Origin of the sequence: Streptomyces sp. MK37H (genome assembly GCF_018035285.1) — a bacterium.
GTDB classification, from domain to species: domain Bacteria; phylum Actinomycetota; class Actinomycetes; order Streptomycetales; family Streptomycetaceae; genus Streptomyces; species Streptomyces endocoffeicus.
In genome coordinates this window covers 1-12,109 of record NZ_JAAAYH010000016.1, presented here as the reverse complement: position 1 = coordinate 12,109, position 12,109 = coordinate 1, and the positions used below count along the sequence as shown (strand labels likewise).

General features: G+C 71.6%; 9 protein-coding genes. 3 read left to right on the top strand and 6 right to left on the bottom strand.

The window, feature by feature from the left end:
* Nucleotides 1-219: 219 nt before the first annotated feature.
* From whiA to GWI24_RS04335, 5 genes are all read right to left on the bottom strand, one after another.
* Nucleotides 220-1,209, bottom strand: a complete 990-nt coding sequence (gene whiA / locus GWI24_RS04355; RefSeq protein ID WP_046085668.1) for a DNA-binding protein WhiA — start codon at nt 1,207-1,209, stop codon at nt 220-222.
* Nucleotides 1,200-2,219 (bottom strand): uridine diphosphate-N-acetylglucosamine-binding protein YvcK, encoded by a 1,020-nt coding sequence (gene yvcK / locus GWI24_RS04350; RefSeq protein ID WP_210944572.1) that lies wholly within the window; start codon nt 2,217-2,219, stop codon nt 1,200-1,202. Before yvcK ends, whiA begins: the two co-directional genes overlap by 10 nt.
* Entirely contained in the window at nt 2,216-3,151 is a 936-nt protein-coding gene (rapZ, locus tag GWI24_RS04345) for an RNase adapter RapZ (protein WP_020872202.1), read from the bottom strand. The genes yvcK and rapZ overlap by 4 nt, the downstream gene beginning before the upstream one ends.
* Nucleotides 3,148-5,334 (bottom strand): excinuclease ABC subunit UvrC, encoded by a 2,187-nt coding sequence (gene uvrC, locus GWI24_RS04340; RefSeq protein ID WP_210944571.1) that lies wholly within the window; start codon nt 5,332-5,334, stop codon nt 3,148-3,150. The genes rapZ and uvrC overlap by 4 nt, the downstream gene beginning before the upstream one ends.
* A 208-nt stretch (nt 5,335-5,542) precedes the next feature.
* Nucleotides 5,543-5,965 (bottom strand): Rieske (2Fe-2S) protein, encoded by a 423-nt coding sequence (locus GWI24_RS04335; protein WP_210944570.1) that lies wholly within the window; start codon nt 5,963-5,965, stop codon nt 5,543-5,545.
* A 251-nt stretch (nt 5,966-6,216) separates the two neighbouring features.
* Between GWI24_RS04335 and GWI24_RS04330 the strand changes: the two genes are divergently transcribed.
* Complete coding sequence (locus GWI24_RS04330) at nt 6,217-7,275, top strand: LacI family DNA-binding transcriptional regulator (protein ID WP_210944569.1); 1,059 nt, start codon at nt 6,217-6,219, stop codon at nt 7,273-7,275.
* Nucleotides 7,272-8,228 (top strand): carbohydrate kinase, encoded by a 957-nt coding sequence (locus tag GWI24_RS04325; RefSeq protein ID WP_210944568.1) that lies wholly within the window; start codon nt 7,272-7,274, stop codon nt 8,226-8,228. Before GWI24_RS04330 ends, GWI24_RS04325 begins: the two co-directional genes overlap by 4 nt.
* Nucleotides 8,229-8,300: 72 nt before the next feature.
* On the opposite strand, the gene uvrA is transcribed toward GWI24_RS04325, so the two are convergent.
* Entirely contained in the window at nt 8,301-11,318 is a 3,018-nt protein-coding gene (gene uvrA, locus GWI24_RS04320; RefSeq protein WP_210944567.1) for an excinuclease ABC subunit UvrA, read from the bottom strand.
* 229 nt (nt 11,319-11,547) lie between these two features.
* Here uvrA and GWI24_RS04315 point away from each other — a divergent pair.
* On the top strand, nt 11,548-12,109 hold a 562-nt coding region (locus GWI24_RS04315; RefSeq protein WP_247615866.1), incomplete at its 3' end, for a maleylpyruvate isomerase N-terminal domain-containing protein.

Below are 12,109 nucleotides of genomic sequence, written 5' to 3'. Positions count from 1 at the left end.
TGCGCAGCGCTCCAGACTTGTCACGACACATGGTCATGTCAACAGCGGCACGCGGAACCGCCGTCACATGCCCCGGGACGCACCACGCCCCCGGATCGCCCGTGTGATCCGGGGGCGTGGGGTGCGGCTCTCGTACGGCTTGTCGGGCCGTCAGCTGAGGGGGGCGCCGGCTCGTAGGGCTCGCTGTAACTGATGGGGCCCATCAGCTCGGAGGACCGGTCAGCCGACCATGCCCTCGGCCATCTCCTCGGTCAGGCTGGACTCGGTGCCGGGGATGCCCAGGTCCTGGGCGCGCTTGTCGGCCATGGCCAGCAGCCGGCGGATACGGCCCGCGACGGCGTCCTTGGTCAGCGGCGGGTCGGCGAGGGCGCCCAGCTCCTCCAGGGACGCCTGCTTGTGCTCCATGCGCAGCCGCCCGGCCGCGGCGAGGTGCTCGGGCACCTCGTCGCCCAGGATCTCCAGGGCGCGCTGCACCCGGGCCCCGGCGGCGACGGCGGCGCGGGCCGAGCGGCGCAGATTGGCGTCGTCGAAGTTGGCGAGGCGGTTGGCGGTGGCCCGCACCTCGCGGCGCATCCGCCGCTCCTCCCAGGCGAGGACCGACTCATGGGCCCCCAGCCGCGTCAACAGCGCGCCGATGGCATCACCGTCCCGGACGACCACCCGGTCCACCCCGCGCACCTCGCGCGCCTTGGCGGCGATCTGCAGCCGGCGGGCGGCGCCGACCAGGGCGAGCGCGGCCTCGGGGCCGGGGCAGGTCACCTCCAGGGAGGACGAGCGGCCGGGCTCGGTGAGCGAGCCATGGGCGAGGAAGGCCCCGCGCCAGGCGGCCTCGGCGTCGCAGGTGGCGCCGGAGACGACCTGCGGCGGCAGTCCGCGGATCGGCCGGCCGCGGCCGTCGACCAGGCCGGTCTGCCGCGCCAGCTGGTCACCGCCCGCCACCACCCGCACCACGTACCGGCTGCCGCGGCGCAGCCCGCCGGGGGCCATCACCACCAGATCCGAGGAGTGGCCGAAGATCTCCAGGATGTCCTTGCGGACCCTGCGGGCCGCGATCCCGGTGTCCAGCTCCGCCTCGATCACGATGCGCCCGCTGACCAGGTGCAGCCCGCCCGCGAACCGCAGGATCGCCGAGACCTCCGCTTTCCGGCAGCAGGTCCGGGTGACGGGGAGCCGGGAGATTTCGTCCTTCACCGCTGCCGTCATCGCCATGGGCCGATCCTTCCATGCATCCGAAAAATACGGTCGTACGCGGCCGCCAGAAGCTCCGGGTCATGCTTCGGGGCACCGTCGGTCGCGGCCACCGGCGCCAGCTCGACTGTGCCACCCAGCCGCTTGGCGGCGTCGCACAGACTGCTCTGGTCGGGGACGGCGGCCTCGTCGGCCAGCACCACGTCGAAGGCGAGTTTAGGGGCGTGTCGGGCCAAAACCTCCAAATGACGCTGCGGAGAGAAGCCTTCGGTTTCTCCCGGCTGAGGGGCGAGGTTCAGCGAGAGCACCCGCCGGGCCTTGGTCTCGGTGAGCGCCTTGAGCAGATCGGGGACCAGCAGATGCGGGATCACGGAGGAGAACCAGGAGCCGGGCCCCAGCACCACCCAGTCGGCGTCCATGACCGCCTCGACGGCCTCCGGGACGGCCGGCGGATCGTGCGGCACCAGATGGACCGACTGCACCTCGCCGGGGGTGAGCGCCACGGTGGCCTGCCCCGCGACGGTGGAGACCTCGTCCGGGCGCGCCGGGTCATGGCCCCGGACGTACGCCTGGAGCTCCAGGGGGACGGCCGACATGGGCAGCACCCGGCCGTGGGCGCCCAGCAGCTTGCCGACCAGGTCGAGCGCCTTCACATGGTCGCCCAGCTGCTCCCACAGGGCGACGATCAGCACATTGCCCACCGCGTGGCCGTGCAGATCGCCCTCGCTGGCGAAGCGGTGCTGGATGACCCGCGCCCAGGTCTGGCCCCAGTCGTCGTCGCCGCACAGCGCGGCCAGGGCCTTGCGCAGATCGCCGGGCGGCAGCACGCCCAGCTCGTCGCGGAGGCGTCCGCTGGAGCCCCCGTCGTCGGCCACGGTGACGACGGCGGTCAGATCGCCGGTGATCCGGCGCAGCGCGGCGAGCGACGCCGACAGGCCCATGCCGCCGCCCAGGGCGACGACCTTGGGCTGTGCGCTCCGGTTCGTCCGCGCCCCGACCAGCCGTCGCAGCCGATTGGTACGAATGGTCACTCGCGCCCCATGTCCCGGTGGACGATGACGGTCTCCACTCCCTCGGCGGCCAGCCGCGGGGCGAGCCGCTCGGACATCGCGACGCTGCGGTGCTTGCCGCCGGTGCAGCCGACGGCGATGGTCACATAGCGCTTGCCCTCGCGGCGGTAGCCCGCGGCGATGAGCTGGAGCAGCTCCGCGTAGCGGTCCAGGAACTCCTTGGCGCCGGGCTGGTTGAAGACATAGCTGGAGACCTCCTCGTTGAGCCCGGTGAAGGGGCGCAGCTCGGGGACCCAGTGCGGATTGGGCAGGAAGCGGCAGTCCACCACCAGATCGGCGTCGACCGGAAGGCCGTACTTGTAGCCGAACGACATCACGGTGGCCCGCAGCTCGGGCTCCTCCTCGCCCGCGAACTGGGCGTCCATCTTGGCCCGCAGCTCATGGACGTTGAGGCTGGAGGTGTCGATCACCAGATCGGCGTCCCCGCGCAGCTCGCGCAGCAGATCGCGCTCGGCGGCGATGCCGTCCACGATCCGGCCGTCCCCCTGGAGGGGGTGCGGGCGGCGCACCGACTCGAAGCGGCGCACCAGGGCCTCGTCGGACGCCTCCAGGAACAGCACGCGCCGCTTGACGTTCTTGGCGGCGAGGTCGGCGAGGGACTCGCGGAGGTTGTCGAAGAAGCGGCGGCCGCGGACGTCCACCACCACGGCGATCCGGGCCACATTGCCCTGGGAGCGGGCGCCCAGGTCGACCATGGTGGGGATCAGCGCGGGCGGCAGGTTGTCCACGACGAACCAGCCGAGGTCCTCCAGACACTTGGCGGCGGTGCTGCGGCCCGCGCCCGACATTCCAGAGATGATCACCAGCTCGGGGATGGCCGCCGCCTCGGCGGGCTCGCCCGACGTGCCCGTATTCACCTGCGCTCCGTCTCCATGGTTCTCGTGCTCGGTCATGGTCTGGTCCCCCCGTTCGACGACGCCGCGCCGGCGGCCTCGTCCTCAATGATCTCTCCTGTGGCGGTGTTCACGGCGGGCGCCGCCGGGGCGGACCCGGCGAGCGCCGCGGCGACCGCCTCGGCCGTCTTACGGCCGACGCCGGGCACCGCGCAGATCTGCTCGACGGTGGCGGCGCGCAGCCGCTTGACCGAGCCGAAGTGCTTCAGCAGTGCCTGCTTACGGCTGTCACCGAGACCTGGAACGGTGTCCAGCGGCCCGGCCTTCAGCGACTTCGCGCGCTTGCTGCGCTGGTAGGTGATGGCGAAGCGGTGGGCCTCGTCGCGGACCCGCTGGAGGAGGTAGAGCCCCTCGCTGCTGCGGGGCAGCACCACCGGGTCCTCCTCGTCCGGCAGCCACACCTCCTCGAGCCGCTTGGCGAGGCCGCAGACGGCGACATCGTCGACGCCGAGCTCGTCCAGGGCCCGTTTGGCGGCCGCCACCTGCGGCTTGCCGCCGTCGACCACGACGAGCTGGGGCGGGTAGGCGAACCGCTTGGGCCGGCCCTCCTCGTCGATCGGGCCGGAGGGCCCCTGGTCGGGTCCATCGGGTCCATGGGGTCCATCGGGTCCATCGGGTCCATGGGGTCCGTCGATGGGCTGCCCGGCGATACCGGTGGCCCCGGGAGTCTCGACGGCCCCAGATGCCTCGGTGGCCTCGGGAGCCCCGGCGATCCCGGAAGCCTCGGTGGCCCCGGGAAACCCGGAAGCCCCGATGGCTTCCTCCTGCCACTCCCCCGTCTTCTGCTTTTCCTGCAGATAGCGGCGGAAGCGGCGGCTCACGACCTCGTGCATGGAGCGGACATCGTCCTGCCCGGCGAAGCTCTTGATCTGGAAGCGGCGGTACTCACTCTTCCGGGGGAGCCCGTCCTCGAAGACCACCATGGAGGCCACCACGTCATCGCCCTGGAGATGGGAGATGTCGAAGCACTCCACGCGCAGCGGAGCGGAGTCCAGCCCCAGGGCCTCGGCGATCTCCTCCAGCGCCCGGGAGCGGGTGGTGAGGTCGGAGGCGCGCTTGGTCTTGTGCAGCGCGAGCGCCTGCTGGGCGTTGCGCTGGACGGTCTCCATGAGGTCCTTCTTGTCGCCGCGCTGCGGGATGCGCAGATCGACCCGGGAGCCGCGGCGCCCGGCGAGCCACTGGGTGACCGGCTCGGCCGGTTCCGGCACGGCGGGCACCAGGACCTCCTTGGGGACCGCGTCGCCGCGCTCCTCCCCGTACAGCTGCTGGAGGGCGTGCTCGACCAGCCCGGCGGTGTCGACGGCCTCGACCTTGTCGGTGACCCAGCCGCGCTGACCGCGCACCCGGCCGCCGCGCACATGGAAGATCTGGACGGCCGCCTCCAGCTCGTCCTCGGCGACCGCTATCAGGTCGGCGTCGGTGGCGTCGGCGAGCACCACCGCGTTCTTCTCCATGGCGCGCTTGAGCGCCCCTATGTCGTCGCGGAGCCGGGCCGCCTTCTCGTACTCCATATCCTCGGCGGCCTCGTGCATCTGCTGCTCCAGGCGGCGCAGATAGGTGCCGGTGCGGCCGGCCATGAAGTCGCAGAACTCCTCGGCCAGTTGGCGGTGCTCCTCGGCGGTGACACGGCCGACGCAGGGGGCCGAGCACTTGCCGATATAGCCGAGCAGACAGGGGCGGCCGATCTGGGCGGAGCGCTTGAACACCCCGGCGGAGCAGGTCCGGACGGGGAACACGCGCAGCATCAGGTCGACGGTCTCGCGGATGGCCCAGGCGTGGGCGTACGGGCCGAAGTAGCGCACGCCCTTCTTCTTGGCGCCGCGCATCACCTGGACCCGGGGGAACTCCTCGTTGAGGGTCACGGCGAGGGAGGGGTAGCTCTTGTCGTCGCGGTACTTGACGTTGAACCGGGGGTCGAACTCCTTGATCCAGGAGTACTCGAGCTGCAGGGCCTCGACCTCGGTGGAGACCACGGTCCATTCCACGGCGGCGGCCGTGGTGACCATGGTGCGGGTCCGCGGGTGGAGGTTCGCCAGGTCCTGGAAGTACGACGAGAGCCGCTGGCGCAGGCTCTTCGCCTTTCCGACGTAGATCACCCGGCCGTGCTCGTCACGGAACTTGTAGACCCCCGGCGAGTCGGGGATCTGTCCCGGCTTGGGGCGGTAGCTGCTCGGGTCGGCCATGGTCACCACCCTACTTGCGGGGAGTGACACATCCGGTGCCCTCGGGACGCGGTTCGGTGAGGTCCAGGGGATTTGGGGATTCCGCGGCCCGCCCGGGCACGCGCCGGGCGGCCGGACGGGCATCGTCCGCCCAGGCGTCGCCGACGTCGTCCGCTCAGGTGCCGCCCGCTCAGGAGCCGCCGACCTCGCCCGCCCAGATGCCGCCCGCTCAGGCGTCGGGGCCCGCGACGAGCCGTCCGCCCTTCGCGGTGACCGGGACCGACGGCAGCGGCTTCTCCGCGGGCCCCTGGACGACCTTGCCGGTGCGGGCGTCGAACTGGCTGCCGTGGCAGGGGCAGGTGATCTTGCCGTCCTCGACGGTGTCGACGACGCACCCGGCGTGGGTGCACACCGCGCTGAACGCCGTGAACTCCCCCTTGGCGGGCTGGGCGACCACCACCCGCTGCTCGCGGTAGATCTTGGCGCCACCGACCGGCACGACACCGGCCGAGCCGAGCTCGACGGGGGCGGTGGGCGTCGGGGACGCCTTCTTGCCCGATCCCGGGGAGCAGGCCGCCGCCCCGAGCCCGGCGGCCCCGGCCAGCGCGGCGCAGCACAGCACGGTTCGACGGGAGGCGGGCTGGCTGGACATCTGCGGCTCCTGGGGAGGTGAGGGCCCTCCGACCATACCGGCACAGATCCTTCCGTTCGCCGCCACCCCCGGGGGGGGACGTAAGCGCTTGCGCAAACGTTTACGCCGGACGCCCGATGCGATACGTTACGTGCCCCCAGCGCGGCTCGGCAGCCCGACGGCCCCGACTCCCCCTTGGACCGACTCCCCCTTGGACCGACTCCCCCTTGGACCGACTCCCCCGACGATCTCGACGTTAAGGACAGCAGCGGATGGCAACCATGGTCGATGTCGCCCGGCGCGCCGGGGTGTCCGTGGCCACCGTCTCGCATGTGCTCAACGAGACCCGGCCGGTCCGCCCCGGCACCCGTAAGGCCGTGCTGGACGCCATCGACGACCTCGGATACAGCCCCAATTCGCTGGCGCGCTCCCTGGTGACCGCGCGCACCCGTTCGATCGGCCTGGCCGTCTCGGCGATCAGCAATCCGTACTTCACCGAGATCCTCCAGGGCGTCGAGTCCAGCGCCCTGGAGCGGAGCTACGGTCTGCTGATCGCCGATCCGCATGACGACCCCGAGCATGAGCTGACCGTCGTCCGGCTGCTCCATGAGCGACGGGTGGACGGCGTGATCGTCGCCCCGTCGGCCGCGCCCGCCGGGCTGCTGGAGTATCTGGCCCGCCGTAAGATCCCCGCCGTCTTCCTCGACCGGCTGGTCGGCGACGCCCATGACCAGGTGTGCGCTGAGAACGCCCGCCCCACCGAACAGCTGGTCGGCCATCTCGCCGACCTCGGCCACATCCACATCGGACTGGTCGCCGGGCTGCCGGGGCTGAGCACCACCACCGAGCGGATCGCGGGTTACCGGGCCGGGCTGGAGCGGCACGGGCTGCCGTTCCGCCCCGGGCTGCTGGCCGAGGGCCACTCCGAGGCGCGGGGCGCGGAGGACGCCGTCCACCGGCTGCTGGCCTCCCCCGGACCGCCCACCGCGATCATCACCGCGAACAACGCGATGACCATCGGCGCGCTGCGCGCCCTGCGGACGGCGGGCCTGAGCGTGCCGGACGATCTCGCGCTGGTCTGCTTCGACGACTTCTCCTGGGCGGATGTCTTCTCCCCCGGGCTCACCGCGATCTCCCAGCCCAGCCGGGAGGTCGGCGCCACCGCCGTCCGGCTGCTGCTCGAGCGGCTGGAGAATCCGGGGCGGCCGCCGCGCACCGTACGGCTGCCCTGCGCCTTCGTCCACCGCACCTCATGCGGCTGTGTGGCCGAAGCCCTCGACCGACCGCTCCCCGGAACCCCCGGACTCGCCGGAAAGGACCCCGTCTCGTGATCGTCGTCGCCGGAGAAGCCCTGATCGACCTCGTGCCCGAGCGCACGTCGAGCCCCGCGGCGGGTGACCGGCTGCCCGCGCTGCGCCCCGCGCGCGGCGGCGGCCCGTACAACACCGCGCTGGCGCTGGGGCGGCTCGGCTCGCCCACCGCGTTCTGCTCGCGGGTCTCCACGGACGGCTTCGGGGAGGCGCTGCTGGAGGGCCTGCGGAAGGACGGCGTGGACACCGCGCTGGTGCAGCGCGGCGAGGAGCCCACGACGCTGGCCGTCGCCTGCCGAGCCATCGGGGCCGATGGCTCGGCCGGGTACGGCTTCTATGTACAGGGCACCGCGGACCGGCTCTTCAGCCTGCCGCCGTCCCTTCCCGAGGGGGTGAGCGCGCTGTCGCTGGGCACCTGCTCGCTGGTGCTGGAGCCGGGCGCGAGCGCCTACGAGGAGCTGCTGCGGCGCGAGGCCGCGCGCGGGGTCTTCACCACGCTGGACCCCAATATCCGCACCGGTCTGATCCCCGACGCCGACGCCTACCGGGCCCGCTTCCACGGCTGGCTGCCCCATATCGGCCTGCTGAAGCTGTCCATAGAGGACGCGAGGTGGCTGGCCGACTCGGAGGACGCGGGGGACGTCGAGAGGGCCGTGGGCGCGTGGCTGGCGGCGGGCCCGGCGGCCGTGGTGCTCACCCATGGCGGGGAGGGTCTGAGCGTACGGCGGCAGGACGGCTCGGTGATCTCGGTGCCGGGCGAGCGGGTGGACATCGTGGACACCATCGGGGCGGGCGACACCGTGAACGCCGCGCTGCTGCACCGGCTGGCGGGGCACCAGGCGCTGTCGGCGCCCGCGCTGGCCAAGCTGGACGAGGCGGCCTGGCGGGATGTGCTGGGCTTCGCCGCCCGCGCCGCCGCGATCACCTGCTCCCGCGCGGGCGCGGAGCCGCCCTACGCGTCCGAGCTGGCCTGAGCCCAACCGTTACGCCCGCGCTCGCGCCGCGCCCGGGTCGGTCCGGGCGCGGCGCGGGCAGAGCGGCTTGGGCTACTTCGCGGCCGCCCGCTTGGAGGCGGCCGTGGTCTTGGCCGCCGCCTTCTTGGCCACGGTCTTCTTCGCCGCGGTCTTCTTGGCCGCCGTGGAGTTCGTGGCGGCCTTCTTGGCTGGCGCCTTCTTGGCGGTCACGCCGCCCTTGCGCGCGCCGGGCACCGTGGCGTCGCTCACCCGGTCGCCCAGCATGTCCCGCAGGAACTTCCCGGTGTGGCTGACCGGGATCGAGGCCACATCCTCCGGGGTGCCCTCGGCGATCACCAGACCGCCGCCGCTGCCGCCCTCGGGGCCCATGTCCACGACCCAGTCGGCCGTCTTGATCACATCGAGGTTGTGCTCGATGACGATCACCGTGTTGCCCTTGTCGACCAGGCCGGAGAGCACGCTGATCAGCTTGCTGATGTCCTCGAAGTGCAGACCGGTGGTCGGCTCGTCCAGCACATACACCGTGCGGCCGGTCGACCGCTTCTGGAGTTCGCTCGCCAGCTTGACGCGCTGGGCCTCACCGCCGGAGAGGGTCGGCGCGGGCTGCCCGAGCCGGACATAGCCCAGCCCGACCTCGTTGAGGGTGCGCAGATGGCGGGCGATGGTGGGCACCGCCTCGAAGAAGTCCAGGGCCTCCTCGATGGGCATGTCCAGCACCTCGGCGATGGACTTGCCCTTGTAGTGCACCTCCAGGGTCTCCCGGTTGTAGCGCGCGCCGTGGCAGACCTCGCACGGCACATACACATCCGGCAGGAAGTTCATCTCGATCTTGATGGTGCCGTCACCGGAGCAGTTCTCGCAGCGGCCGCCCTTGACGTTGAAGGAGAACCGCCCGGGCTGGTACCCGCGGACCTTGGCCTCCATCGTCTCCGCGAACAGCTTGCGCACATGGTCGAAGACGCCGGTGTACGTGGCCGGGTTCGAGCGCGGGGTGCGGCCGATGGGCGACTGGTCGACATGCACCACCTTGTCGACGAGATCGTCGCCGGCGACCCGGGTGTGCCGCCCGGGAACCGCCCGCGCACCGTTCAGCTCGCGGGCCAGATGGGTGTAGAGGATGTCGTTGACCAGCGTGGACTTACCCGATCCGGAGACACCGGTGACGGCGGTGAGCACGCCGAGCGGGAAGGACACGTCGATGTCCTGGAGGTTGTTCTCCCGGGCGCCGTGGACCGTAAGGCGCCGCTTGGGGTCCATGGGTCGGCGCGCCGCCGGCAGCGGGATGGCCTTCTTGCCGGACAGATAGTGCCCGGTCACCGACTCCTGGTTGACCAGCAGCTCGCTCAGCGGCCCGCTGTGCACCACCTTGCCGCCGTGCTCGCCCGCGCCCGGGCCGATGTCCACCACCCAGTCCGAGGTCTTGATGGTGTCCTCGTCGTGCTCCACGACGATCAGGGTGTTGCCGAGGTCGCGCAGCCGCACCAGCGTCTCGATCAGCCGGTGGTTGTCGCGCTGGTGCAGGCCGATGGAGGGCTCGTCCAGCACGTAGAGCACGCCGACCAGACCGGAACCGATCTGAGTGGCCAGCCGGATGCGCTGGGCCTCGCCGCCGGAGAGGGTGCCCGCGGCTCGGTTGAGCGAGAGGTAGTCCAGGCCGACGTCGACCAGGAACCGCAGCCGCTCGTTGACCTCCTTGAGGACCCGCTCGGCGATGGTCTTCTCGCGCGCGCTCAGCTCCATGCCGCGCAGGAACTCGGCGCATTCGCTGATCGACATCGCCGAGACATCCGCGATGGACTTGTCCTGGACGGTGACGGCCAGGACGATCGGCTTCAGGCGGGTGCCCTCACAGGTGGGACAGGGCACCTCGCGCATATAGCCCTCGAACCGCTCCCGGCTGGCGTCGCTCTCCGCCTCCGAGTGGCGCCGCTTCACAAAGGGCAGCGCGCCCTCGAAGGCCGTGGTGTACGCCCGCTGGCGGCCGTAGCGATTGCGGTAGCGGACCTCGATCTGGGTCCGGTGCCCGTTGAGCAGCGCCTTCTTGGCGCGCTGCGGAAGCCCGGCCCAGGGGACGTCGGTACGGAAGCCGAGCGCGTCGGCGAGCGCGCCGACCAGGCGGCCGAAGTAGTCCTTGGTGTGGCCGTGGGACCAGGGGTGGATGGCGCCCTCGTCCAGCGACTTCTCCTCGTCCGGGACGATCAGCTCCGGGTCGACCTCCATCCGGGTGCCGATGCCGGTGCACTCCGGGCAGGCGCCGAAGGGCGAGTTGAAGGAGAAGGTGCGCGGCTCCAGCTCCTCGAAGGACAGGTCGTCGTACGGGCAGTAGAGATGCTCGGAGAACATCCGCTCCCGCTGCGGGTCGTCCGCCTCCAGGTCGACGAAGTCGAGGATCACCATGCCGCCGGAGAGGCCGAGCGCGGTCTCCACCGAGTCCGTCAGCCGGCGCTTGGCGCTGTCCTTGACGGTGAGGCGGTCCACGACCACCTCGATGGTGTGCTTCTCCTGCTTCTTCAGCTTCGGCGGGTCGGACAGCTGGATGGTGACGCCGTCCACCCGGGCGCGGCTGTAGCCCTTGGTCTGGAGATCGGAGAAGAGGTCGACGAACTCTCCCTTCCGCTCGCGCACCAGCGGGGAGAGCACCTGGAAGCGGCTGCCCTCGGGGAGCTCCAGCACCCGGTCCACGATCGCCTGCGGCGACTGGCGGGCGATCGGACGGCCGCACTCGGGGCAGTGCGGCTTGCCGATACGGGCGAACAGCAGCCGGAGGTAGTCATAGACCTCGGTGATGGTGCCGACCGTCGAGCGCGGATTCCGCGAGGTCGACTTCTGGTCGATCGACACCGCGGGGGACAGGCCCTCGATGAAGTCCACATCGGGCTTGTCCATCTGCCCCAGGAACTGGCGGGCGTAGGAGGAGAGCGACTCGACGTACCGGCGCTGCCCCTCGGCGAAGATCGTGTCGAACGCGAGGGACGACTTGCCCGACCCGGACAGCCCGGTGAAGACGATGAGCGAGTCGCGAGGAAGGTCGAGTGAGACGTTCTTGAGGTTGTGCTCGCGAGCGCCACGAACGATGAGACGGTCGGCCACGCCGGTCGGCACCTTTCTTGAGAGAGTCGGGGTGCGCCGAGCCCGCTCGCGGGGCGGCCCTGCCGGTCGGAGCAGAGGCGGAGCGGAGCGAAGCCCCCAACCCAGGGTATGGGGGCACGACGACGATGTCTTAAGGATGCAGCACACCGAGCCTATAGCACGCACATTCGATTTGCGGGACGCGGGAGCCGACTTCACCCGATCGTGTGGTGCGCACTACGGTCGGGTCATGACCGACTACGCCGGGGCCGACTACGCCCGGGACGCCGCCGCCGTACAGGAGGCGACGGACCGGCTGCTGACCGCGGTCGCCGCCCTCGACGAGGCCTCCCTCGCCCGTCCATCGGAGCTCCCGGGCTGGACCCGCGGCCATGTCCTGGCCCACCTGGCCCGCAACGCGGACGCTCTGGTGAACCTCCTCACCTGGGCCCGGACCGGCGAAGAGACTCCGATGTACCCCGACGCGGAGACCCGCGACGCCGACATCCGGCGGGATGCCGCCCGGCCGCTCGCCGTCCACCTGGACGACCTGCGCACCAGCGCCACCCGCTTCGACGCGGCGGTCGCCGCGCTGCCCCCGGAGCGCCTGCCGTACGAGGTGATCCTGCCCGGCGGTGTCCGGGAGCCGGCCGCCGGGCTGCCGCTGCGCCGCCTCACCGAGGTCGAGCTGCACCATGTCGATCTCGGCATCGGCCGCACCGTGGCGGATCTGCCCGCCACGTTCGTCGAGAGCCAGCTCACCGTGGTCATCAGTAGAAGGTTCGCCGGGCGCCCGGATATTCCCCCGCTGC